General features: G+C 36.9%; 22 protein-coding genes, 3 tRNA genes and 1 other annotated feature. Of the genes, 10 read left to right on the top strand and 15 right to left on the bottom strand.

Features of this window, described 5'->3' with window-relative positions:
- Positions 1 to 16 precede the first annotated feature (16 nt).
- The 9 genes from ADH51_RS09535 to yfmF form a co-directional block, all read right to left on the bottom strand.
- Positions 17 to 712, bottom strand: coding sequence for a transglycosylase SLT domain-containing protein (locus tag ADH51_RS09535; protein WP_048676465.1), 696 nt, complete (start codon positions 710 to 712; stop codon positions 17 to 19).
- Between the two features lie 183 nt (positions 713 to 895).
- The gene (locus ADH51_RS09530) at positions 896 to 1,477 is read right to left on the bottom strand and encodes a LysM peptidoglycan-binding domain-containing protein (protein WP_002885621.1); all 582 of its coding nucleotides are present in this window, start codon (positions 1,475 to 1,477) and stop codon (positions 896 to 898) included.
- A 300-nt stretch (positions 1,478 to 1,777) separates the two neighbouring features.
- Positions 1,778 to 2,572: an energy-coupling factor transporter transmembrane component T family protein gene (locus ADH51_RS09525; protein ID WP_022496149.1), complete on the bottom strand. Its 795-nt coding sequence runs from the start codon at positions 2,570 to 2,572 to the stop codon at positions 1,778 to 1,780.
- A complete protein-coding gene (locus ADH51_RS09520) occupies positions 2,565 to 3,407 on the bottom strand; it encodes an energy-coupling factor transporter ATPase (RefSeq protein WP_048676461.1) in 843 nt (280 codons plus the stop codon). The genes ADH51_RS09525 and ADH51_RS09520 overlap by 8 nt, the downstream gene beginning before the upstream one ends.
- Positions 3,383 to 4,213, bottom strand: a complete 831-nt coding sequence (locus tag ADH51_RS09515) for an energy-coupling factor ABC transporter ATP-binding protein (protein WP_002885731.1) — start codon at positions 4,211 to 4,213, stop codon at positions 3,383 to 3,385. The genes ADH51_RS09520 and ADH51_RS09515 overlap by 25 nt, the downstream gene beginning before the upstream one ends.
- A 12-nt stretch (positions 4,214 to 4,225) precedes the next feature.
- Positions 4,226 to 4,768: a CDP-diacylglycerol--glycerol-3-phosphate 3-phosphatidyltransferase gene (pgsA, locus tag ADH51_RS09510; RefSeq protein ID WP_048676458.1), complete on the bottom strand. Its 543-nt coding sequence runs from the start codon at positions 4,766 to 4,768 to the stop codon at positions 4,226 to 4,228.
- Between the two features lie 12 nt (positions 4,769 to 4,780).
- On the bottom strand, positions 4,781 to 5,638 hold the full coding sequence (locus tag ADH51_RS09505; protein WP_048676456.1) for a helix-turn-helix domain-containing protein: 858 nt from the start codon (positions 5,636 to 5,638) through the stop codon (positions 4,781 to 4,783).
- A 58-nt stretch (positions 5,639 to 5,696) separates the two neighbouring features.
- Positions 5,697 to 6,974 (bottom strand): EF-P 5-aminopentanol modification-associated protein YfmH, encoded by a 1,278-nt coding sequence (yfmH, locus tag ADH51_RS09500; protein ID WP_048676454.1) that lies wholly within the window; start codon positions 6,972 to 6,974, stop codon positions 5,697 to 5,699.
- A 1-nt stretch (position 6,975) separates the two neighbouring features.
- Positions 6,976 to 8,226, bottom strand: coding sequence for an EF-P 5-aminopentanol modification-associated protein YfmF (gene yfmF, locus ADH51_RS09495; RefSeq protein ID WP_048676451.1), 1,251 nt, complete (start codon positions 8,224 to 8,226; stop codon positions 6,976 to 6,978).
- A 77-nt stretch (positions 8,227 to 8,303) separates the two neighbouring features.
- Between yfmF and yaaA the strand changes: the two genes are divergently transcribed.
- Positions 8,304 to 8,681 (top strand): S4 domain-containing protein YaaA, encoded by a 378-nt coding sequence (gene yaaA / locus ADH51_RS09490; protein ID WP_014635201.1) that lies wholly within the window; start codon positions 8,304 to 8,306, stop codon positions 8,679 to 8,681.
- A 2-nt stretch (positions 8,682 to 8,683) separates the two neighbouring features.
- The gene (gene recF, locus ADH51_RS09485; RefSeq protein ID WP_048676448.1) at positions 8,684 to 9,784 is read left to right on the top strand and encodes a DNA replication/repair protein RecF; all 1,101 of its coding nucleotides are present in this window, start codon (positions 8,684 to 8,686) and stop codon (positions 9,782 to 9,784) included.
- Positions 9,785 to 9,963: 179 nt separating this feature from the next.
- On the opposite strand, the gene guaB is transcribed toward recF, so the two are convergent.
- Positions 9,964 to 11,445, bottom strand: a complete 1,482-nt coding sequence (guaB, locus tag ADH51_RS09480; protein ID WP_048676445.1) for an IMP dehydrogenase — start codon at positions 11,443 to 11,445, stop codon at positions 9,964 to 9,966.
- Positions 11,446 to 11,623: 178 nt separating this feature from the next.
- The gene (gene trpS / locus ADH51_RS09475) at positions 11,624 to 12,646 is read right to left on the bottom strand and encodes a tryptophan--tRNA ligase (protein ID WP_048676442.1); all 1,023 of its coding nucleotides are present in this window, start codon (positions 12,644 to 12,646) and stop codon (positions 11,624 to 11,626) included.
- 44 nt (positions 12,647 to 12,690) lie between these two features.
- Positions 12,691 to 12,930: a binding site (T-box leader), on the bottom strand.
- A 144-nt stretch (positions 12,931 to 13,074) separates the two neighbouring features.
- Here trpS and ADH51_RS09470 point away from each other — a divergent pair.
- The 3 genes from ADH51_RS09470 to ADH51_RS09460 all read left to right on the top strand — a co-directional run bounded on the left by ADH51_RS09470 (position 13,075) and on the right by ADH51_RS09460 (position 18,280).
- Positions 13,075 to 13,947 carry a YitT family protein gene (locus tag ADH51_RS09470; RefSeq protein WP_002883963.1) on the top strand — a complete coding sequence of 291 codons (873 nt, stop codon included), beginning with the start codon at positions 13,075 to 13,077 and terminating at the stop codon, positions 13,945 to 13,947.
- A gap of 66 nt (positions 13,948 to 14,013) precedes the next feature.
- Positions 14,014 to 15,636, top strand: a complete 1,623-nt coding sequence (locus ADH51_RS09465; protein ID WP_048676439.1) for an ABC-F family ATP-binding cassette domain-containing protein — start codon at positions 14,014 to 14,016, stop codon at positions 15,634 to 15,636.
- Between the two features lie 49 nt (positions 15,637 to 15,685).
- Positions 15,686 to 18,280, top strand: coding sequence for a YfhO family protein (locus tag ADH51_RS09460; RefSeq protein WP_048676436.1), 2,595 nt, complete (start codon positions 15,686 to 15,688; stop codon positions 18,278 to 18,280).
- A 96-nt stretch (positions 18,281 to 18,376) separates the two neighbouring features.
- Here ADH51_RS09460 and ADH51_RS09455 read toward each other — a convergent pair.
- Positions 18,377 to 18,450, bottom strand: a tRNA-Asn gene (locus ADH51_RS09455).
- 22 nt (positions 18,451 to 18,472) lie between these two features.
- Positions 18,473 to 18,544, bottom strand: a tRNA-Glu gene (locus tag ADH51_RS09450).
- Between the two features lie 186 nt (positions 18,545 to 18,730).
- Here ADH51_RS09450 and ADH51_RS09445 point away from each other — a divergent pair.
- Positions 18,731 to 18,804 (top strand) — tRNA-Arg (locus ADH51_RS09445).
- A gap of 25 nt (positions 18,805 to 18,829) precedes the next feature.
- Here ADH51_RS09445 and ADH51_RS09440 read toward each other — a convergent pair.
- A complete protein-coding gene (locus ADH51_RS09440) occupies positions 18,830 to 19,513 on the bottom strand; it encodes a YoaK family protein (RefSeq protein WP_013991345.1) in 684 nt (227 codons plus the stop codon).
- Positions 19,514 to 19,528: 15 nt separating this feature from the next.
- Complete coding sequence (gene rlmH / locus ADH51_RS09435; RefSeq protein WP_014632473.1) at positions 19,529 to 20,008, bottom strand: 23S rRNA (pseudouridine(1915)-N(3))-methyltransferase RlmH; 480 nt, start codon at positions 20,006 to 20,008, stop codon at positions 19,529 to 19,531.
- A 205-nt stretch (positions 20,009 to 20,213) separates the two neighbouring features.
- Between rlmH and ADH51_RS09430 the strand changes: the two genes are divergently transcribed.
- From ADH51_RS09430 to dnaN, 4 genes are all read left to right on the top strand, one after another.
- Positions 20,214 to 21,449, top strand: coding sequence for a S1C family serine protease (locus tag ADH51_RS09430; RefSeq protein ID WP_048676433.1), 1,236 nt, complete (start codon positions 20,214 to 20,216; stop codon positions 21,447 to 21,449).
- A gap of 65 nt (positions 21,450 to 21,514) precedes the next feature.
- Positions 21,515 to 22,297 (top strand): ParB/RepB/Spo0J family partition protein, encoded by a 783-nt coding sequence (locus ADH51_RS09425; protein ID WP_048676430.1) that lies wholly within the window; start codon positions 21,515 to 21,517, stop codon positions 22,295 to 22,297.
- A gap of 237 nt (positions 22,298 to 22,534) precedes the next feature.
- On the top strand, positions 22,535 to 23,899 hold the full coding sequence (dnaA, locus tag ADH51_RS09420) for a chromosomal replication initiator protein DnaA (protein ID WP_048676427.1): 1,365 nt from the start codon (positions 22,535 to 22,537) through the stop codon (positions 23,897 to 23,899).
- 154 nt (positions 23,900 to 24,053) lie between these two features.
- Positions 24,054 to 25,190: a DNA polymerase III subunit beta gene (dnaN, locus tag ADH51_RS09415; RefSeq protein ID WP_002883965.1), complete on the top strand. Its 1,137-nt coding sequence runs from the start codon at positions 24,054 to 24,056 to the stop codon at positions 25,188 to 25,190.
- The last annotated feature ends 35 nt before the right edge of the window (positions 25,191 to 25,225 follow it).

The raw sequence follows: 25,225 nt of genomic DNA, 5'->3' as shown, positions 1-25,225 counted from the left end.
CTATTAATATTTAATATTAGTAATTCCAAGCTGACAAACCTTGTGCGTTATAGGCATTCAAGGCTGATTGAATTTGATCCTCAACTGTTGCAGTAGAGCCCCATCCAGGCATTGTTTGAAAAAGACCTGATGCACCTGAACCATTTGCTGCAGTATGATCACCATTTGACTCACGCGCAATAATTGACTCCCAAGTTGACTGAGGAACACCAGTAGCTGCTGCCATCTGTGCCGCTGCATAAGAACCAACTTCTCCTGCAGTGTTACCATTTGAGAGAACAACTGACCCGCTACCAGTTGCAGCAACCGAAGGAGCTGTTCCAGTATTTTGAGTCGACGTAGTATCAGTATTCGTTGAAACAGCGCTTGTAGTAGTATCTAACTGAGACTTTTCAGCTGCTTCTACCGATTCTCCTGTTGTTTCTGACTGAGGCTTACTTTCTTCAACCTTTTCTTTGTTAGCTTTATTCTCTTTGCTTGAGCTAATTTCTGTTGATTTAACTAAATCTGCTGTCGATTCTGACGTTGTTGATGCTGTTGAAGGTGCTGGGGTAACAGAATCTGAAAATGCATTAACCAACCCTTTATTAATTAGTGTAGAAAGTGATACTGCCAAAATGACAATAAAACTTGTTACAATTGCTACTGGTACCGCCAATGATTTCTTCGCTGCTAATTTGATACGGCGTCCCTTATAACTTTTTTTTAACATAAATCCCTCCTAGTTAATTCTAGTTACATTCATCATAACTTAGTAATATTACTGCCGATTATTTGTATTATGTCTAATGTTACAATGATTTATCATTTTAATAAAAAAATGCCAAGAATCTGGCATTTTCCCCTTATTTGTATGAGGTTTTACAAGTTTTCCTCATAAGGCAGTAATAATGATTTAGTACCAACCATTAGCATTCCAGAAAGCAAGAGCTGCTGTCCATGAACCATAACGGCTTGCTACATAATTATCTGCTACCTTTTCTTGATTTTCAGGAGACAAGTCTCCGTTCAAATATGATGATGCTAATTGGTAACGTCCATAATATTGCCCATTTTGAGCTGTATAGCTACCGCTTGACTCACGTTGTGCGATTTCTTCTTTGGCAGCTGCCTCTGAAGAAGAAAGATTTGTATTGGTTGCTTGAGTATCTTCACTTTGTGTAGACTCTGTTGATTGTGTTGATTCAGCAGCTGCTTCTGTTGTAGCTGTTGTAGCTGAAGGTTCTGTAGTCTCTTCAGTTGTTTCATTAATTGTTAAGTTTTGACCAATAGAAATCTTATTGGCGTCTTGAATACCGTTTTTTGAAACGATTTCATCTACGGTCGTACCATTTTTCTTAGCAATAGCTGAAAGTGTATCGCCTTTTTGAACTGTGTAAGTTTCTGCATTAGCTAAAGCTGTTGCCCCAAGTGTTGCTACTGTAACAAGTCCAAAAAGACCTAATTTTTTAGTGTTAGATGTATTCTTTTTTTGCATGATGATGCTCCTTTATCTATTTATAGTCCAATCCATATTAGTCAAAGATTTTAAGTTATTTTATTGTTTATGACTAATAGGTAAATCAACTGGCTTACTCTATACAGGGATTTCTCAATCCAGATTAAGCTGAAGAACTATAACCATGTATCTATGATACCTTGGAAATATAACATCCCCTTGTTAGGGATATTAAAAATATTACAAGTAGGTTGGGATTAGACGAAAAAAGAACGCCTACGTGGGCGTCCATCTATAACTTCTAGGTCTTAAGACCTAGTTTTTATTTATCTCAACGAGTTAACTCTTAAGATAAAAAAGCATTAATCCTAAAGCTAAAATAGCAATAATTGATAAGGTATCTCGACCATTCCATGAAAGTCGACGATATTTTGTTCGTCCTTCACCACCTTGATAGCCTCGTGCTTCCATAGCAATCGCCAGAGCATCTGCTCGTTTAAAGCTTGATGCAAACAAAGGAATTAAAATAGGTATTATTGACCGTACCTTTTGAATAATATTTCCTTCACCAAAGTCAACACCACGCGCCTTTTGAGCATTCATAATACGAGTCGTATCATCCATCAAAGTTGGTACAAAACGTAGACTCAAAGATAGCATTAAACCAATTTCATGTGCTGGCACTCTGAAAACAGTAAGAGGTTTTAAAAGTGATTCAACTGCATCAGATAAACTTAAAGGTGTTGTCGTTAGAGTAAGTAGGGTGGAAAAACTAATAATGAGGATAAATCTAAGGAATATCATCCAACCTTGATTTAAACCGACTTCCGTAATCTTTAAAAAGCCGATAGACCAAAGCACACTCCCTTTTGTATTGAAGAAAACTTGAAATAGGGTAGAAAATAAAATAATCCAAATCATTGGTTTGATTCCACCTAAAAAGAAACCAAGTTTTATTTTAGACAAGAAAACCAAGAAAAGTGTAAATAAAGTTATTACAGCATAAGTTAAAGGATTATTAGCCCAAAAGATAATAACAATATAAATCAACATGGCTAATAATTTACTTCTAGGATCTAATCGGTGTATAAAAGAGTCCCCAACAATATAACGTCCAATAATTAACTTATCCATGCGACACCACCTCTACGAATTCCTCGATTGTAATAGGGAGACTTTCAAATTGATAACCTTTTTCTTGTAGCTGTAGCGCAAACTCTGTGATTTTAGGAACACCTAACTGCTTTTCTTTAAGAAAAGTAACCTTTTGAAAAACATCTTTAGGAGCTCCTGACAACACTAGTTGCCCTTTTTCCATAACATTCACAGCTGTCGCATAATCGGCAACATCATCCATCAAGTGGGTTACTAAAACAATCGTCATTCCAGAAAGATGTAACTCCTTAAAGAGAGACATCAATTCCTTCCGGCCCTGTGGATCTAGACCGGCAGTTGGTTCATCCAGCACTAGAATATCTGGTTGCATAGCTAGAATCCCTGCGATGGCAACACGTCGCATTTGTCCCCCTGATAAATCAAAAGGATTCTGTCCATGAAACTCTTCCGGGAGTCCAACTAATTTTAGACTTTCAATAGCACGTTGTTCTGCTTCTTCCTTAGAAACTCCGAAATTTTGAGGTCCAAAGGCAACATCTTCTAAAACAGTTTCTGCAAATAACTGACTTTCTGGAAATTGGAAAACTAAACCTACCTTCTTACGAACTGGTTTTATGTCCTTATTCTTTGATTGACTGGTTATGATCGTATCATCAACTTGAACCTGACCACTAGTGGGTAAATAAAGGCCATTCAAGAGCTGCATAATAGTAGATTTACCACTTCCTGTATGTCCAATAAAGGCCGTATATGAACCATCTTTTATCGTCGTCGTCATATCAAAAAGGGCACGCCCCTCAAAAGGAGTACCCGCTTGATAGATATAACTTACATTTTTGAGAGAGATTCCCATAGTTGTTCTACCAATTCCTTTTCTGTCAGATAGTCTTCACAATCTATCAGACCTTTATTTCTTAGCTTTTGAGTTAATAATGCACTAAAAGGGATATCTAAACCTAAGTCAACTAACTCTGAGCCTCTACTAAATAGTTCACGAGGACTTGAAACAGACTCCACTTTACCTTTTTTCAAAACCAAAACACGGTCACTCAAAGCGACCTCATCGAGATCATGAGTAATTGATAAAACAGTCATTCCGTATTCTTTACGAATAGCTTTAATAGATTGAATCAATTCCTGGCGACCTTCCGGGTCAAGCATGCTAGTTGCCTCATCCAAAATCAAAATAGATGGTCTCATAGCTACAATACCTGCGATAGCCACACGTTGTTTTTGGCCTCCAGATAATCTAGCTGGCTCCCTATCCTTAAATTCTGACATTCCCACAAATTCCAGAGCCTCTTGAACTCTTGAAGCCATTTCTTCATAGGGAACACCTTTATTTTCAAGACCAAAAGCAACATCATCTTCAACAGTTGCCCCAACAAATTGATTATCTGGATTTTGAAAGACCATACCAATCTTATCACGGATATCCCAGACATTGTCTTCTGTTAATTCTTGACCATCAACAATAATCTGCCCAGACTCTGCCACTAATAGTCCGTCAATAAGACGTGCTGTCGTGGATTTTCCAGAACCATTATGCCCTACAATGGATAACCATTCCCCACGTTTCACGTGAAACGATACATCATCAAGAATATAGGATGGTTGATCTTGATGATATTTAAACTTTAAATTTTTTATTTCAATCATTGATTTATCGTACTATTTGAAAGTATCCTTAAATAAGAAACCTGCACCTTTGAAATAATCATAGCCTGAGTAAATTGTAAAGAACAAAGCAATATAAAGCATAATTGTTCCTACAAAATGCAGATGACACAATAATAGAATAATAGATAACATCTGGGTCACTGTCTTAATCTTACCAGGCATAGCTGCAGCGAGAACTGTACCACCGTTCTCCACTAATAAAAGACGAAGACCTGTGACTGCAAGCTCACGACAGATAATAACTGAAACCACCCAGGCTGGCGCTTGATTAATACCGACTAACATAATAAATGCTGACATCACTAGCATCTTATCTGCCAATGGATCTGCAAATTTCCCAAAATTAGTAACAACATGCCATTTTCGTGCCAAATAGCCATCTAAATAATCTGTAATACTGGCAATAGCGAAGACAACCGCCGCAGCAATATGCATGACATTACTTGACGCAAGTGATGTCATCAGTAAAAAGATAGGAATCAAAATAATTCTAGCAAGTGTCAATAAATTAGGTAAATTTTCTTTTTTAAACATTTCTTCTCGATTCTATTGGATTCTTAATGTGAGGTAGCTAGGGGTATTTTTATCTAATTGAGATAAATCAAGTGACTCCCCATTTACCTTTAGAGTTACTTTTGAAGATTGAGCAATAATAATTTGAGTTGGTTTAGTTTTATCAGAAAAATCTAAAGAGTATTTTGAATTTTTCGTTTTTGAAAGGAGGTAACTCTCTGAAGTATCTGAGTTATCTACTGAAAACCATGTGTCATCACTATCTTTTGATAACTCCACATCTAAAACTACTGAAGAATTTACATTGGAGAAATCAACCATTAGTTGATTTCCTTGAGTTGTCGTTGTTACATTTGCCCCTGAAACGGTAACCTCAGAAATGCTTCGTGACGATTTAGCCTTACTAGCCGTTGATAGATGATTAACTGTAGAGATAGTATTCGGTTTTATCACATGAGGTTGATTAGAAAGATGTCTAATAATAATATAACCTACTGAACAAATGATAAGTAACGAAACCGCACTAAGAATTAGTAAAGGTAGATAGTTAGACTTTCTTTTTTCTTCACGTTTATGCTTTAAAAAGCGTGACATAGGAGCTTTGGTAGCTAAGCTTTCTTCCTTACGTTCAACTGTTTTCTTTTCTTTTTTTAGTTTTTGCTCGTTCTGTCTCTGCTCCTCAAACAGACGCTTTCCATCTAAACCAACCGAAGTGGCATACTTTTCAAGCGCTTCTTTCTGAATGTCCTCTGGCAAAGCTTTAAGTTGATCCATTTCCATAGCCAGAAGAAACTGAGCTTCTACTCCAGAAATTTTTTCTACATCATATAAACTTAATTCTTTCTTTATACGTGCTGCACGTAATTGCTCACCTAGAGAGTGTAACTTCATTTTTCCCCTTTCTAATATTCTTCTTTGTTTTCGTGTCTCTATTATAGCAAATAATCACTTATTTAGGGAAGACAACAAAATCGGTAATCTCTATATTTGAGAGATAGTGATTCAAAAAATCCTTCAAATCCTTGGAAGTAATGCTCATCAGTTCCTGACCAAAATCAAAGTATGTTTTATCATTCTCAAAATAAGCTAAATACTGACTTCCTAAATTCTGGATATTATCTAGACTACGTAAAAATTCACCATACAAAGCTTTCTTTTGCAAATCCAATGCTTCTTCCGTCAACAATCGTTTTTTATCTGCCGATGTCATCACCTGACGAATTAAACTTGACATACGAATCGGTTCTGCAGTGTCCATAGTCATAATGACAAATGAATATCGATTAGATACCTCGTATTCAATTGACACAGACTCGTCTATTTTTCCTTCAGCATACCAATTTTGATAATAAGGAGACGTCCAGCCAAACAGTAAATTGAACAATAACTGTACCAGTATGTTTTCTCTCATACGATTATCAGTAAAAGGAACACTCTTAAAACCAATGGCTAGTTTTGAGATGAATATCTCCATTTGGAGACTATCTAATTTTTGGATATCTGACTCAATGAGGTGCTTTTCTTTCTCGACTATTCTCTCAGGTGGTGTAAACTTACTTTGTTTTTCATTGACAAAAGTGTAAATATTTTCAACATCAAAATCGCCCACTAAGACGAGATGACAGCTTGCTGGTCTGTAAAAGCAATCAAAATTATCTTTTAAATCCTTTACAGTAATTTCTTCAATGCTATCAACACTTCCAGCAATGTCTTTATCTAATATAGTATTAGGATACAAACTTTGTAAACAACCTAGATAAGCTCTGTAGTCAGGATCATCCTGATACATATTTATTTCTTGTTCAATAATTCTTTTTTCATGGTTGACAGCATCTTCAGAACTTGTAAAGCTCGATGTAAACTTTAATAAAAGCTCTAAAGACTCCTCAAAGTGGTCAAGGGTAGAAAAATAATATGTTGTCTTCTCCAAGGTTGTAAAAGCATTGACATCAGCTCCAAGCTTGACAAAATCCAATGTCACATCCCTTCCCTGCTCATCCTCAAATAGCTTGTGTTCAAGAAAATGAGCAATACCTGCAGGGTAAGATTGTGACTCACCATCAATATAAAAGTGATTATCTAGCGCTCCAAAATTTGTTGACAAAAAGGCGGCTTTTTCTACAAATCCTTTTTTCTTAATGATTGATAAAGACATACCATTATCTAAAATTGCTGAATAAACTTCTTCATCAATTTTTTGATAATAACGTTTCTTCAAAGCAGCCATTCTAAGACACTCCTTCTAAAAAGAACAAACTCTGTAGCTTAACTTGACGTGCTACACGGCAAACATCTTTTTTAGTAACCTTCTCAATCTCATCTAACCAATTCTCCAATGAAAGACTTTTATCACCAAAAATCACCTTATTAAAACGTTGTTCCACTAATGTTAAGGCATGATCTTCAGAGAGTAGGGCATTCATTCGTATGATTTTTTTGGTTTGATTCAGGAGAGAACTTGAAAAACGTCCTAATTTAATGTAATTCAATTCTCTACTAATTCCTCGCATAGCCTGATTTCTATTAGATTTTTCAATTCCAGCGTAAACTTCCAGTAAACCTGTAAAGATATCAAATTGACTACTAATTGAATAAGCCAACCCTTCCTTTTCTCGAAGTGTTGTAAACAAGGCTGAATGGGCAAATTCACCGAACATGGCATTGAATACAATTAAAGCAAAGTAATCTTTATCTCCATATTGACACGGAAATTGGTACCCTAGCTGTAAAATAGATTGACTACTCTGTCTAGGTTCTATCTTTTCTTTCACAACGTTGACATAAGGTTGACTATAGCTAAACTGTAAATCAACTTGACGTCCCTCCAAAGGAAAACGATGTAACGCTTGGAGTACTTGATAATCATCAAATTCTCCAACGATAAAGATATCAATACGATCTCTTGTCAACATGCTTTGAAATTCTTGATAAGCTGTAAACGAGGTCTCTACTTCAACAAGTTCTGCTTGACCATATTTGGGAACTTTCAATCCCTCGTTTACAAAATAAAGCTCTCTTCCTTTAACTTCACTGTAATAGTAATTATTCTCTGTATCAACGTCCAGGTAGGTCATTAAATTTTGTTTTTCTATGTCAAATACTTTATTTTGGTATTGAGCTACTCTTGACAGTGGCTTGTAAAGACACTCTTTCAAAAATCCTAGCACTTCCCAAAACAATCCATCATTCGTAGGGATAAAGGCATCTTTCAGATATGTCAACTCGATGTCAACACTATGTGTCAATCCTTTAGTTGACACTCTAGTTGACAACTGTGTTCCATAAAGAAAAGCTAGTCTCTCTTTAAAAGACTGTACTGTTGGATACGTCTGATTGGCTGTAGCCAATATTTGTGAAACTAGGGCTCGTTTAGCAATTGTTTGTTTATTCAAAGAACCTGTCATTCGAAAAACAATACGATTAGTTTTATATTTTTGTGTTGGAATAAAGTGTACATAGACACCATCAGCAATTTTCATTGATAACCTCTAAAAAGTTTATGCTTCCAATTATACCATTTTTATGCTATCTTATCTCAAGAGAAAGTTGAGGTACTATGGAATATAAATTATTTGATGAATACATCACACTGCAGGCACTTTTAAAAGAATTAAGTATCATTCATAGTGGCGGGGCTATTAAAGGATTTTTAGCTAATAATACCGTTTTATTCAACGGTGAGGATGAGAAACGTCGTGGAAAAAAACTTCGTTATGGAGATGTTATTACCATTCCGTCTGAGGAACTTGAAATAACGATTGTAGCTCCTACGACAAATGAAATTGAAGAACATCAAAAAGAAGTCGCTGAAAAAGCACGTGTTGCTGCCATTGTTAAAAAAATGAATCAGGATAATAAAAAGAAACAAAAAGCACATCCGTCAAAAGAAAGCAATAAAACTAAACGAAAACCCGTTCGTTTCCCAGGAACCTAACTATGTGGCTCGAAAAAATTGATATTCAACACTTTAGAAATTATACTGAAGCCTCTGTGAGCTTCTCACCTCATCTCAATATTTTTCTTGGTCGCAATGCCCAAGGAAAAACAAATATTCTTGAGGCCATTTATTTTCTAGCATTGACACGTAGTCATAGGACCCGTTCAGATAAAGAACTGATTCAATTTCAACAAAATACTCTCAAACTGAACGGCATCGTGCATCGTCATAGTGGGAAGCTACCTCTGGAAATCAGTTTATCTAATAAAGGACGCATAACAAAGGTTAACCACCTCAAACAAGCTAAATTATCCGATTATATCGGTCACATGACTGTGGTACTATTTGCTCCTGAGGATTTACAACTTGTAAAAGGATCTCCAAGCCTGAGACGTAAATTTATAGATATTGATTTAGGACAGATTAAGCCTGTTTATCTCTCAGACTTATCAAGTTATAATCATGTACTCAAACAACGTAATGCCTATCTCAAATCTACTGACAATGTAGACATTAATTTCCTCTCAGTGTTAGATGAACAGCTTTCCGATTTTGGAGCACGAGTTATCGAACATAGACTAGAATTTATCAAGCAATTAGAGGAGGAGGCAGATAGACATCATAGTAACCTCTCAAATCAGATAGAGCGCCTTAAAATCTCCTACGAATCTAATATCCCACTGGAAAATAACAAAGTTATTCGCGAATCATTTTTAACCACGTTAAAGCAAAATCACAAAAGAGATATCTTCAAAAAGAACACTGGTGTTGGTCCACATAGGGATGATTTGACATTTTACATCAATGACATGAACGCATCTTTCGGCAGTCAGGGGCAGCAACGTAGCCTCATTCTTTCTTTAAAAATGGCTGAGATTGCTCTGATAAAAAAAGTAACAGGTGAATTTCCTATTCTTCTCCTCGATGATGTCATGAGTGAGCTTGACAATCACCGTCAACTTAAACTGTTAGAAAGTATTGACGAAGAGGTTCAAACCTTCATGACGACAACTTCACTTGATCATCTGAGTAACCTACCACCTGATTTAAAGACCTTCTTAGTTAAGAATGGTGATATTTATGAAAAACAAGTCGATTAAACGACTTGTTTTTCTATTTTTCGTGATTGACACATGTGACAATCGTCGCCCAATAAGTTGTCAACTTTTTTTCGTCCAACCCTCTACTGACGGTTTTAACCACGTAAACGTGATGTAAACTTATCGTAAACATCACTGTAAACAAAAAGTACTTACCTGAGATAAGTACTTTTTGTTTATTAATGAGCTGAGTAGTTAGGCGCCTCGTTGGTAATTTGAACATCATGAGGGTGACTTTCAATAAGCCCTGCACCTGACATTTCAACAAACTGAGCTTTGTCATGTAAAGCCTGGATATCTTCTGCACCTGTATAACCCATACCTGCACGGATACCGCCAATCAATTGGAATACGATATCAGCAGCAGAACCTTTATAAGCTACACGGCCTTCAATTCCTTCTGGAACAAGTTTATTCGCTTCGTTAACTGCACCTTGGAAGTAACGATCGCTTGATCCCTTCTTCATAGCTGCAATTGATCCCATACCACGGTAAGACTTGTATTTACGACCTTGAAAAATCTCAGTTTCACCTGGTGCTTCATCAGTACCAGCAAACATAGAACCAAGCATTACAGCATTACCACCTGCTGCAAGAGCTTTTACAATATCACCTGAGTATTTGATACCACCATCAGCAATAATTGTTTTTCCGTATTCACGCGCAACACTTGCAGCATCGTAAATAGCAGTGACTTGAGGAACACCTACACCCGCAACCACACGTGTTGTACAAATAGAACCTGGTCCGATACCTACTTTAACGACATCAACACCTGCTTCATAAAGTGCACGCGCACCTTCAGCTGTTGCAATATTTCCTGCAATCAAAGTACGATCTGGGAAGTGGGCACGAATTTCAGCAATTTTACGAAGAACACCTGCTGAATGACCATGTGCAGTATCAATGACAATAGCATCTGCGCCTGCTCCAAATAGAGCTTCTGCACGTTCAAAGGTATCAGAAGTAACCCCTACAGCACCTGCGACCAAAAGACGACCGAATTCATCCTTAGCTGCATTAGGAAACTCGATAACTTTTTCGATATCCTTAATAGTAATGAGTCCTGACAAACGACCTTCTTCATCAACTAGAGGTAGCTTTTCAATACGATGCTCATGAAGAATACTTTCAGCTGTTTCAAGATCTGTTCCAACTGGCGCAGTGACCAATTTTTCAGAAGTCATGTGTTCTGAAATTGGAGTATCGTAATTAGAGATAAAACGCATATCACGGTTTGTGATAATACCAACCAATTTACGATTTTCAAGTGTCTCAACAATTGGAACCCCTGAAATACGGTAACGTTGCATCAACTCTTCAGCTTCAGCAACTTTATTTTCAGGCGTTAAGAAGAATGGATCAATGATGACACCATTTTCAGAGCGCTTTACTTTTCGAACTTCTTCAGCTTGTTCCGCAATAGACATATTTTTGTGAATGACACCCAAACCACCTGCACGAGCAATTGAGATAGCCATCTTACTATCTGTTACCGTATCCATGGCTGCAGTGATAATTGGGATATTTAATGTCAAATTTTTAGCCAATTTCGTCTTCAAGTTGACGTTGTTTGGTAGAACATGACTTTCCGCAGGAATAAGCAATACGTCATCAAAAGTGTAACCTTTTTTCAAGAATTTAGTGTCCCAATTTGACATTATAATCGTCCTCTTTTCTCAAAGTTTTGAGGTACAGAAACCCCAGTCTATTTTTTAATTGATAATATCATATCATGCTAAAATGATTTGTCAACAGATTTCGCATAAGATTCTAAGAAAACCTTTTTCCAAATAAAAATAGGGCCCCAGATTATCTTGAGTCCCTACTTTCTATTTCTTAGAAATAATTAATTCCCATTGCTTCTTTTACTTCTGCCAATGTTTGTCCAGCAACTTCACGCGCTGCTTGACTACCTTTTTCAAGCATACGGAAAACTTCTCCCATATCCTTGGCATATTCTAAACGACGTTCACGAATTGGAGCTAACTCACGTTCTAAGATTTCTAGAAGATAACGTTTTGTCTTCACATCTCCTAAACCACCTCGTTGATAATGTTCTTTCATTTCAGCAATTGTAGTAGCATCCTCTTCGCGACCAAAGATATCAAGATAATGGAAAACCATATTACCTTCAATTTGGCCTGGATCTTCCACACGAATATGATTTGGATCCGTATACATGCTCATGACTTTTTTACGAACAGTGTCCTCATCATCTGAAAGGAAGATACCATTACCCAAGGATTTAGACATCTTAGCATTACCGTCTAGACCTGGAAGGCGTCCTGCAGCTTCATTTTCAGGGTAGATTCCCTCTGGCTCAACCAAAATATCACAATTATAAGTATGATTGAAGCTACGTGCAATTTCACGTGTCTGCTCAATCATTGGCTTTTGGTCATTACCTACAGGAACATAATTTGCTTTAAAGGCCGTGATATCAGCTGCCTGAGAAATTGGATAAACTAGAAAGCCTGTTGGAATCGATTCTCCGAAACCTTTTTGAGCAATTTCCGTCTTAACCGTTGGGTTACGCTCTAAACGTGCCAATGAAACTAGGTTCATATAATACATAGTCAACTCAGCCAACTCAGGAATCTGACTTTGAATGAAAATAGTTGACTTCGCTGGATCCAAACCTACAGAGAGATAATCTAAAGCAACATTCCTAATTGATTCTTTGATGATCTCTGACTCTTTTGCGTGATCCGTAAGAGCTTGCTGATCAGCCAAGAAGACAAACATGTTATATTTATCTTCGTTTTGTAAAAGGACACGATTTTTTAAACTACCAACATAGTGTCCTAGATGAAGTTTCCCTGTTGGACGGTCTCCCGTCAAAATAATAGGTTTCGTCATATAATTACCTCTCTAATACAAAAAAATCCCCACGCAAAAACATGCGTGAGGGCGTTAATCACTTTTGATACGCGGTACCACCTCAGTTGATAACTCTTTCTGAAGTTATCATCTCAAACCTTCTCAACAAAGAAGTTGCACGATAAGGGGTGCCAAACCTAACGTTTATGTGTTCACGTTAATTGTCAATTCTCTTCAGCCCATTCATCCCACCTTCATACTGGTTTTCAGCAACCACCAGCTCTCTATAAAAAAGGATAGAATTACTCTTCTGATGACTATTATTCTACATTGTTTTATCTATTTTTGTCAAGATTATGTTTCTAGTTTCACGTGAAACACAACCTCAGATACAACCAAAATAGTCATTACTTGACGGAAACTTAAAAAGACTTGATAATAAGAATATCATTTCTAGGAGATAATATATGAAACGTCGAATAATAGATATACTTTTAGTTACACTCGGTTCTTTTATTGCTGCGGTTGGCTATAACTCACTTTTAGTTAAGAATAATATTGCTTCAGGTGGTGTCGGAGGGCTAGCCATTAGTTTAAACGCCCTTTTTGGTTGGAATAATGCTAACTTCGTCTTAGCAACAACCATCCCTTTGTTAATTTTATGTTGGTTCTTTCTTGGTCGCGAAGTTCTCCTAAAAACCTTCTATGGGTCTCTTGTCTTCCCAACTTTTATTAAATTAACTGAGGGCTTACCTACACTCACCAAACAACCTTTGTTGGCTGCTATTTTTGGTGGGATTGTATTAGGTCTAGGACTAGGAATAGTCTTTTATGGAAATTCCTCAACTGGAGGAACTGGAATTATCACACAAATTCTCAACAAATATACGCCACTCCCACTAGGAATGGTACTACTTATTGTCGATGGAATCATTGTCGCAATCAGTGCTATTGCCTTTCCTCCTGATACTGTTATGTATTCCATTCTCTCACTTGGAGTTGTTTCTCTTACAATTGATAAAATGATGGTCGGACTCAATTCATCACGAAATCTTCTAATCATTTCGCAAAATAGTGAACAAATCCTAAACTACATCACTAGAGTGGCTGATCGAGGAGCAACAAAAATCCCAGTTCTTGGTGGACATACCGGACATGCACAAAATATGATTATGACTACCTTGTCAACTCATGAGGTTCCAAAAGTCCAAGAAGAAATCCAAAAAATAGATGAAACTGCCTTTATCGTCATTGTTCCTGCTTCTACAGTTATGGGACGTGGATTTAGCCTCCAAAAAGATTACCAAAGAGTTCCAAATGACTTTATTAATCCCTTGTAAAATCGATTGAAATAAAGTCTAATTTCTCGTAAAATAGTAGTTAAGAATAAAAATAAAGGATATTATATGCTTACTGTATCAGATGTATCGCTTCGTTTTAGCGATCGTAAACTTTTTGATGATGTTAACATTGCCTTCACGCCAGGTAATACTTATGGTCTTATCGGTGCTAATGGTGCTGGTAAATCTACTTTTTTGAAAATTTTAGCTGGTGATATCGAACCAACAACAGGACACATCTCTCTTGGTCCTGATGAACGTCTTTCTGTCCTTCGTCAGAACCACTTTGACTATGAAGAAGAACGCGTTATCGATGTTGTTATCATGGGTAATGAACGCCTCTACGATATCATGAAAGAAAAAGATGCCATCTACATGAAAGAAGATTTTTCAGATGAAGATGGTGTCCGTGCTGCTGAATTAGAAGGACTCTTTGCTGAATTAGGTGGTTGGGAAGCTGAAAGCGAAGCCTCACAATTGCTTCAGAATCTAAATATCCCAGAAGACCTTCACTATCAAAACATGAGTGAATTGGCTAATGGTGACAAGGTCAAGGTTCTCCTTGCAAAAGCACTCTTTGGTAAACCTGATGTACTTCTTCTTGACGAACCTACCAATGGTCTTGATATCCAGTCAATCTCTTGGCTTGAAGATTTCTTGATTGATTTTGAAAATACGGTCATTGTCGTATCCCATGACCGTCACTTCTTGAATAAGGTGTGTACGCATATGGCCGACCTTGACTTTGGTAAAATCAAACTCTATGTCGGTAACTATGACTTCTGGAAACAATCTTCAGAATTGGCTGCACGCTTGCAGGCTGACCGTAATGCCAAAGCAGAAGAAAAAATTAAGGAACTTCAAGAATTCGTTGCTCGTTTCTCTGCCAACGCTTCAAAATCTAAACAAGCGACTTCTCGTAAGAAAATGCTTGATAAAATTGAGCTAGAAGAAATCGTCCCATCAAGTCGTAAATACCCATTCATCAATTTCAAAGCAGAGCGTGAAATTGGTAATGACCTTCTAACAGTTGAAAATCTCACTGTTAAGATGGATGGTGAGACTATTCTTGACAACATTAGTTTCATCTTGCGACCAGGAGATAAGACTGCCATCATCGGTCAAAACGATATTCAAACAACTGCATTGATTCGTGCTCTTGCCGGTGATATTGACTACGAAGGTACAATCAAATGGGGTGTTACTACTAGCCGTTCTTACCTTCCAAAAGACAATTCTAAAGACTTTTCATCCGGTGAATCAATTCTCGAATGGCTCCGTCAATTTGCCGAAAAAGGTGAAGATGACGATACCTTCTTGCGTGGATTCCTTGGGCGTATGCTCTTCTCAGGGGATGAGGTTAATAAATCTGTTAGTGTTCTCTCAGGGGGAGAAAAGGTACGTGTCATGCTTTCTAAACTCATGCTTTTGAAATCTAACGTCCTTCTTCTAGATGATCCTACTAATCACTTGGATTTGGAATCAATCTCAAGTCTGAATGATGGCGTCCGTGACTTCAAAGAGTCTGTTATCTTTGCCAGTCATGACCATGAATTTATTCAAACAATAGCGAACCACATCGTAGTTGTTTCTAAAAATGGGGTTATTGACCGTATTGATGAAACTTATGATGAGTTCCTTGAAAATGAAGAAGTGCAAGCTAAAGTCAAAGCACTATGGGCTGATTAAACTATAAAAAGATGCAGGTTGGGATATCCCAACCTGTCTTAGTATCATTATGACAAATAAAAAATACCATACGACTTTATTATTTTATCTGGCTGCTTTTTTCTTGCCAGTACTAATCATGATAGGGGTGCTGTATAGCCAAAAAATCTATCCTGGTAGTGAGCGGACTATTTTAACAAGTGATGGTTTTCATCAGTATGTGATTTTTGCAACTGGACTTCGGAATATACTTCATGGAGATGGGAGCCTCTTTTACACCTTTACAAGTGGTCTAGGGCTTAATTTCTATGCTCTAACAAGTTATTACCTAGGTTCTTTCTTGTCTCCACTTTACTATTTCTTTACTGTCAACCAAATGGCCGATGCTTTTTATTATATAACACTACTTAAATTCGGTCTTATTGGGTTATCAGGATCTTTTAGTTTTAAGCGGCTCTTTACAAAAGTGTCAAGAAGTTTCATCCTATGTCTTTCTACAGGATTTTCTTTGATGAGCTTCGCTACCAGTCAGTTAGAAATTAATACCTGGCTAGATGCCTTTATTCTAGCACCTCTAATCATATTAGGTTTACACCTCTTACTAAGATTCAATAAACGGGGCTTATACTTTTTTAGCTTAAACTGCCTTTTTATCCAAAATTACTATTTTGGTTATATGATGGCTATTTTCCTAACCCTTTACACCATAGTACAATTGATAACTATCAAGGGATGGAAGAGTAAGATTCTTCATTTCATAGACTTTGGAATTGTTTCTATACTTGCTGGTTTAAGTAGTGCTGTCATGCTACTACCAACACTACTTGACTTGACCACACATGGTGAAAAGTTTACAGGCGCGTCAAGTTTATTGACAGAGTCCACCTATTATTTTGACTTCTTTGCGAAAAATCTCGTTGGAGTTTACGATACTACTAAATTTGGATCAATACCTATGATCTATGTGGGAATCTTACCTTTGATTCTTTTTCTACTTTTCTTTATTAGTAGGGAAGTCAAGCTATCATTACGTATAGGTTATCTCCTATTAGTAGCTTTCTTTATCGCTAGCTTCTACTTACAGCCTCTTGATTTGTTTTGGCAAGGAATGCATGCACCCAACATGTTTCTCCATCGCTATTCTTGGCTCCTATCTCTCCTAATTGTTCTTTTGGCAGGAGAAACACTCAACCGAATTAAAAACTTTTCTTTTAAAAGACTCCTCCTATCTTTCTTAGGATTGAGTACCGCTTACTTACTAACTTGGATTTTCCAATCTCATTATAGCTTTATTGAATCAGTCTCCTGGCTATTAAGCCTAGCATTTCTTCTAGCCTATGCCATTCTATTTATTAGCTATTTTAGACAGCAAATTCCTAGGAGTGTTTTTCGCTGTTTCACCTTCTTATTCTGCATTTTTGAGCTTGCATTAAGTACTTACTATGTTGTTGGAGCTCTGGGAAATGAGTGGGTATTCCCAACTCGTGAAGGCTACCTACGAAATATGTCTGCCATTACAAAACTAGTTTCAGATACTAAGCAAGCGAATAAGACTTTTTACCGTACTGAAAGGTTAGAGGCTCAAACTGGTAACGACAGTATGAAATTTAACTATAATGGTATTTCTCAGTTTTCATCCATTCGAAATACTGCTTCAAGCTCAACACTCGATAGGTTAGGCTTCAAATCTGAAGGGACTAATTTAAACCTACGTTACCAAAATAACACCATTATCGCTGATAGTCTCTTCGGAATAAAATATAATTTATCGAACTTTGACCTTAATAAGTATGGTTTTAATCACGTAACTTCTGAGAAAACAATGGGGCTTTATCAAAATAATAATGCAAGCCAGCTTGCTATCTTAACTGATGGCATTTACAAGAATATTGACTTCACTGTCAATACGCTTGACAATCAAACTAGCTTGTTAAATGCTCTATCTGGACTTAACTTAAACTATTTTAAACGAGCTCCATCTCAACTCTTTGATCAAGATGCTAAGTCTTTGAATCAGCGCGTGGCTAAAAACGTTAGCAACTCGAATCAAGATTTTGTTACAATAACCTATCGAGTCATCGCTCCACCACATAGTCAACTCTATGTTAGTGTTCCTAATATTTCTTGGTCCGATGACAATAACCACTCTCTGTCAATTACTGTAAATGGTGTGACAAGGAATCAAGTTACTGATAATACCTTTGATTTCTTCGATCTTGGCTACTTTGAAACAGAATCAATGGTTACCATCAAACTTAGTTTTCCTGGCAATAAAGCAATATCCTTTGATAATCCTAGTTTTTATGCCCTTGATACTCAAAACTATCAGATAGCTATGGATACTATTAATGAACGTGATAGCAAGGTTACGACGTCAAATAATAAAGTGTTCGTTGATTATAGTAGTAAAACGAATGCCTCACTATTCTTCACCATTCCATACGATAAGGGGTGGACAGCGACCATAAATCATAAAAAAGTTAAGATTCATAGAGCTCAAAAGGGGTTCATGAAAGTTGATGTCCCTAGTGGGAAAGGTAAAGTTGTTCTAACCTTCATTCCCTATGGTCTTAAGACAGGTTTATTGATTAGTCTATTGGCAAGTATCATATTTTGTTGCTACGCTTATTTCATCAGAAAAATAACGGTTATTCAAAAACGCTGATTATCTTAAATTAAATAGGTCTGGAACAATTGTTCCAGACCTATTTATCTTTGGGTACAAAAAAACTCAAGCTATACAACTTGAGGTGTCTTATCACTCCGCCAGTAGGACTCGAACCTACGACATCATGATTAACAGTCATGCGCTACTACCAACTGAGCTATGGCGGATAAAACTGCTAAGTAGCAAAAATAGTCCGTACGGGATTCGAACCCGTGTTACCGCCGTGAAAAGGCGGTGTCTTAACCCCTTGACCAACGGACCAAGTTCTGAGATTTTTATCTCGTTAACACTCTTATTATTATATCAGAGTATTCGATTTTGTCTATACTTTTTTTCAAAAAAAATATTAAATTTTGCTAAATTTATTCGAATTTTACGTTAGTTTTTATCTTGCTTTTACAAAGTATTGACATGTTGCTTTATATTTTGTAAACTAATAGAGTTATTGGTCCCATAGCTCAGCTGGATAGAGCATTCGCCTTCTAAGCGAACGGTCGCAGGTTCGAATCCTGCTGGGATCAGATAAAAAAACGCAATCTAGAATCTCTAGTTGCGTTTTTCTTTTGCCTCGATAAATAGGAAATAATTTAAAACAAACAAGGGAAGCAAAGTCGTATATAGGCTGTATTCATGTAAATATTGAGCAAACCAAGTTGAGGCTGCAACTCCTACCATAAATGTAAAGATGATAATAGTAGTATAAGAAGCTTGTTTAAGCACTTTGGGATCCCCCTCGTCAATAGCCCTGGCAACGGTTAAAGAGGTATTCGTAATATTACCAGTCATCATGAAGGAAGCATAATTTACCCCTCTGACACGCTTAAAAATCCCTACCTGAAGAGAGGCAAAAAATGCCAAGCCTGCAATCGTAATAGTAGAATCAACGTAAGGTGTAATAATGGCGAGAATAGTCATCAAGAGAAAGGCAAGTCTAATCGCTTGCAAATGCCATCCCCATTTATGGTTAATGAGCCACTTCTTAACAAAAAAAACAAAAAACTGACCTAAAACAAAGAAAAAAATAGGTATCACATAGCTGAAAGCTCTTGCAATATGCCCCTCAACAAGATGAATAACCAAATAAAGGAGATTACCTGTCTGAATACTTGCAAATCGTCCGTCTTGAGTATTGTAAGTATAGGCATCAATGAAGCCCCCTATATAACTTACTAGAGTTGCTACCCGTAATCCTTCAAAAACACGATAGGAGCGTTTTTTCATTCTGAACATGTCTGTTTCCTTCTTCTACTTATGGTAAGGACTTCCCTGCTGAATCATGAATGCACGATAAATTTGTTCTACTAATACAAGGCGCATAAGTTGATGAGGGAACGTTAAGAGACCAAAACTCATCAATTGATTAGCCCTCTTTTTCACTGTAGGAGAGAGTCCCAAACTTCCCCCTATAATAAAAGTAATATCTGAATAGCCTCTAAGGGTCGCCTGCTCTAACTCTTTAGCAAATTGCTCCGAGGGAAATTGTTTTCCTTCAATAGCCAAGGCAATGACATAATCACGATCACCTACTTTAGCCAAGATACGCTGCCCCTCTTTGTCTAGGATAGCTTTATTTTCAGCTTCGCTTGCATTATCTGGCGTCTTTTCATCCGTTAATTCTATAGACTCAAATTTTGTAAAGCGTCCTAGTCGTTTGACATACTCCGCAATGCCATCTTTCAAATATTTTTCTTTCAATTTTCCAACGGTAATCAATTTAACTTTCATAGGCTTATTATAGCACATATCCACAATCTTTTAACACCTTATCCACACCTTTTTACTGTTAAGAATCTTTAGTTATCCCTATAAAATAGCTTCTTATCTACACTTTTTGAAACTTATCCACAGACTGTTGATAACTGTTTTTTAAAATCACTTTATGATATAATTAAGCTTACTTTGATATGTTTATCAAAAAGGAGGACTAAACGTGAAAAAATTTAACTGGAAAAAAATAGTAGCGCCAATTGCAATGCTTGTTATTGGCTTACTAGGTGGTTTACTAGGTGCCTTTATCCTACTAACAGCAGCAGGGGTATCTTTTACCAATTCAACAGATACAGGTGTTAAAACAGCTAAGACCGTATACAATAATACAACAGATACAACTAAAGCTGTTAAGAAAGTACAAAATGCCGTTGTTTCTGTCATCAATTACCAAGAAGGATCATCTTCAGATTCTCTAAATGAACTTTATGGCCGTATCTTTGGTGGAGATGATAGTTCTGACTCTAACCAAGACAAATCAAAAGATTCTGATGGGTTGCAAGTCGCTGGTGAAGGTTCTGGAGTCATCTATAAAAAAGATGGGAAAGAGGCCTACATCGTAACCAACAACCACGTTGTCGATGGCGCTAAAAAACTTGAAATCATGCTTTCAGATGGATCAAAAATTACTGGTGAACTCGTTGGTAAAGATACTTACTCTGACCTAGCAGTTGTCAAAGTTTCTTCAGATAAAATTAAAACCGTAGCGGAATTTGCAGACTCAAACTCTCTCACAGTCGGTGAGAAGGCAATTGCTATCGGTAGCCCACTTGGTACCGAATACGCCAACTCAGTAACAGAGGGAATCGTTTCTAGCCTTAGCCGTACCGTAACTATGCAAAACGACAATGGTGAAACTGTTTCAACAAATGCTATCCAAACAGATGCTGCCATTAACCCTGGTAACTCAGGTGGTGCCTTAGTCAATATCGAAGGACAAGTTATCGGTATTAACTCAAGTAAAATTTCATCAACGTCAGCAGTCGCTGGTAGTGCCGTTGAAGGTATGGGATTTGCCATTCCATCAAACGATGTTGTCGAAATCATCAATCAATTGGAAAAAGACGGTAAAGTTACACGACCAGCCCTAGGAATCTCAATGGCCGATCTTAACAGCCTTTCTAGCAGTGCAACTTCTAAATTAGATTTACCAGATGATGTGAAAGCTGGAGTTGTAGTCGGCAGCGTTCAAAAAGGTATGCCAGCTGACGGTAAACTTCAAGAAAATGATGTTATCACTGAAATTGACGGTAAGGAAATCAGCTCAAAAACTGATATTCAAACCAATCTTTACAGCCATAGTATTGGAGATACAATCAAGGTAACCTTCTATCGTGGTAAAGAGAAGAAAACTGAAGAACTTAAATTAACAAAATCTACAGAAGACTTGTCTGACTAAGTCATTGACAAATCTGTCAAAAGACCTTTACAATAATGTAAAGGTCTTTTTTGGAAAGGAATAACATGCAAGAACAACTCAAAGCTCTACCTATTAGTGACATCTATCCCAATCCTTTTCAACCTCGTATAGAGTTCTCTGATGAAGAATTAGCAGAGCTAAGCCAATCAATCTCAGAAAATGGACTGATACAGCCAATCATTGTCCGAAAATCGGATATTATTGGTTATGAACTAATTGCTGGGGAAAGACGTTTACGTGCCTGTAAACGTCTAGGAATGACAGAAATCCCTGCAGTTGTAAAGGAAGTTACAGATCAAGAAAGCCGTAAACAAGCTATTATTGAAAATTTACAACGATCGAATCTCAATCCCATTGAAGAAGCAAAGGCCTATCGTAGTTTAATTAATGAGCTAGCTTATAATCACGAGGAACTGGCGAAAGCTATGGGAAAATCCAGACCCTATATCAGTAACTCTCTCAGACTCCTCCAACTTCCCCAAGAGATACAGACGAGTATCGAAAATGGCAAATTGAGTCAAGGACATGCTAGAGCACTTTTAGCTATTGAGGATACAAAAAAGCAATTAACTATCTATCATCAGGTCCTTACTGAAAAATGGTCAGTTCGTACCCTGGAAAAAAGACTTCAAGAACTTCCAAAAAAACAAAAATCAAAAAAACAAAAATCAAAAAAAGATATTCATATAAAAGATAAAGAAAAAGAACTTGAAAAATCACTTGGTCTCCCTGTTACTCTTCGTTATCACAAAAACCACTCTGGAACTATTCAGATCCACTTTTCGACAGAAGAAGATTTTAACAGAATTATCAACAAGCTTATTTGACCTGTGAATTGAGTAGCAAAAAAAAACAAACTTATCCACATCATAAAACGGTGGCCCTCCCTTTATTTAAGAGGGTTTCTTTTTTTATTCACAACTTGTGGATAACTCTTGTGCACAATGTTAATTGTCTTTTTTGCTTGTGGATAACTTAAGGAACTTTTATCTCCGGACCTGTGGAAAACTTTTTTGTTTTATGATAGAATCAGAGAACAAGAATAAAGAAGGAGAATTGATGGAATGACCGAAAAAGAGCATTTTTTTTGGAATAAGCTCTTAGAGCTGGCCAAAGAGGAACTAACACAAGCCACTTTTGATTATTATGTCCTGGATACCAAGCTCATCAAAGTTCAAAATAACGTTGCTACAATTCTGCTTGAAGAAGTCAAAAAGCTATTCTGGGAAAAGAATATGCAATCTTTCATTTTGATGGCTGGTTTTGAAGCCTATAATAGTGAAATCAAAGTTGAGTACGTCTTTGACGAAGCACTCTTAAACGAGGCAAATTCAACTGTAACAAACAATGACTTTGGCAATAAAAAGGAACAGCAAACACCTGCTCTTCCTACATTGGACTCTGACTTAAATAGTAAGTACACCTTTGATAATTTTATTCAGGGGGATGAAAACCGTTGGTCAGTTGCTGCATCTTTAGCTGTAGCTGATTCACCAGGAGCTACGTATAACCCTCTATTTATTTATGGAGGACCTGGTCTCGGAAAAACTCACTTACTCAATGCCATTGGTAACAAGGTCTTACATGATAATCCTCAAGCACGTATCAAATACATTACTGCAGAGAATTTCATTAATGAATTTGTTGTCCATATCCGTTTAGATAAAATGGATGAACTAAAACTTAAATACCGTCATCTGGACGTTCTCTTAATTGATGATATTCAATCTTTGGCTAAAAAATCAACGCAAGCCACTCAAGAGGAATTTTTCAATACTTTCAATGTCCTTCACAATAATAATAAACAAATTGTCCTGACCAGCGACCGTAATCCAGATCAATTGAACGAAATGGAAGAGCGTCTTGTCACGCGCTTCAAATGGGGGTTAACCGTCAATATCACACCACCTGACTTTGAAACGCGAGTGGCCATTCTTACTAATAAGATTATGGACTATGATTATCATTTTCCTCCTGAAACAATTGAGTATTTAGCTGGCCAATTTGATTCAAATGTCCGTGACTTAGAAGGAGCCTTAAAAGATATTAGCTTAGTTGCCAATGTTCGCCAGTTAGATACTATCACAGTTGAAGTAGCTGCTGAAGCCATTCGCGCACGTAAAATGGATGGTCCTAAGTTAACTCTTATTCCGATTGAGGATATCCAAACTGAGGTAGGAAAATTTTATAATGTCACTGTAAAAGAGATCAAGGCAACTAAACGAACACAAAATATTGTCTTGGCACGTCAGGTAGCCATGTATCTTGCGCGTGAAATGACTGATAACTCTCTTCCGAAAATTGGAAAAGAATTTGGAGGAAGAGACCACTCAACTGTCTTACATGCATACAATAAAATCAAAAATATGATTGCTCAAGATGACAGTTTACGCATTGAAATTGATAGCATCAAAAACAAGATAAAATGATACTTGTGGATAACTATTAAAAATTATCCAAACTTTTCCACAGGCTGTGCACAAGTTTAAAGCATTGATAAAACTATGTTTTGTAGACTTATGCACAGTGTCCACAAGACCTACTACTACTACTAAAATAATACTACTAAAATAAAGGAGCATCATGATTCAATTTGCTATTAATAAAGCTTATTTCTTACAAGCACTTCATACGACTCGCCGTGCTATTTCTTCTAAAAATGCTATCCCAATTCTATCAACGATTAAAATCGAAGTTACCAGTGATGGTATCTATTTGACAGGATCAAATGGGCAAATCTCAATTGAAAATAGTATCTCAGTTTCAGAAGAAAATGCAGGCCTATTAATTACACAGCCAGGTAGTATCCTTTTGGAAGCCAACTTTTTCATTAATGTTGTCTCAAGCTTGCCTGATGTTACCCTTACTTTTGAAGAAATCGAACAATACCAAGTTTTACTGAAGAGTGGTAAATCAGAAATTACCTTAAAAGGGAAAGATGTTGAACAATATCCCCGTATTCAGGAAGTTGATAGTTTGACACCATTACTCATGGACACAAAAGTGTTAAAATCTATCATTGCTGAAACTTCATTCGCAGCAAGCACACAAGAAAGTCGTCCAATTTTAACCGGTGTTCACTTCGTTCTTTCAAATCATAAAGATCTCAAAGCTGTAGCAACGGACTCTCACCGTATGAGCCAACGCCAACTTGTTTTGGAGCATTCTGCAGATAACTTTGATGTTGTAATCCCAAGTCGCTCACTTAAAGAATTATCGGCAGTCTTTAGCGATGATATTGAAAACTTAGAGGTTTTCTTCTCAGCAAATCAAATTCTATTCCGTAGTGAAACAATTTCTTTCTATACACGTCTACTTGAAGGAAATTATCCAGACACAAATCGTCTCTTGTCTGATTCATTTGAAACAGAAGTTGTTTTCGAGACAGCTAGCCTTCGTTCTGCTATGGAACGTTCATATTTGATTTCTAATGCTAGTCAAAGTGGTACCGTCAAACTCGAAATCATCAATGGCAGTGTCAGTGCCCATGTTAATTCACCAGAAGTCGGAAAGGTGAATGAGGATATTGACGTGCAAGATGTTTCAGGTAGTGATTTGGTCATTAGTTTCAACCCAACCTACCTAATAGATGCTTTGAAAGCTCTTAAGAGTGAGACTGTCCGTGTACGTTTCATTTCACCAGTGCGCCCATTTACTTTGACGCCAGCAGATGACAGTGAGAATTTTATTCAATTGATTACACCTGTAAGAACAAACTAAAATCGAAAAAGTTATCCACTGTGGATAACTTTTTT

This window comes from Streptococcus sp. 449_SSPC (assembly GCF_001073005.1).
GTDB classification, from domain to species: Bacteria; Bacillota; Bacilli; order Lactobacillales; family Streptococcaceae; genus Streptococcus; species Streptococcus salivarius_F.
Note: the sequence above shows the minus strand (reverse complement) of the source record. Positions and strands in the feature narration are given on the sequence as shown.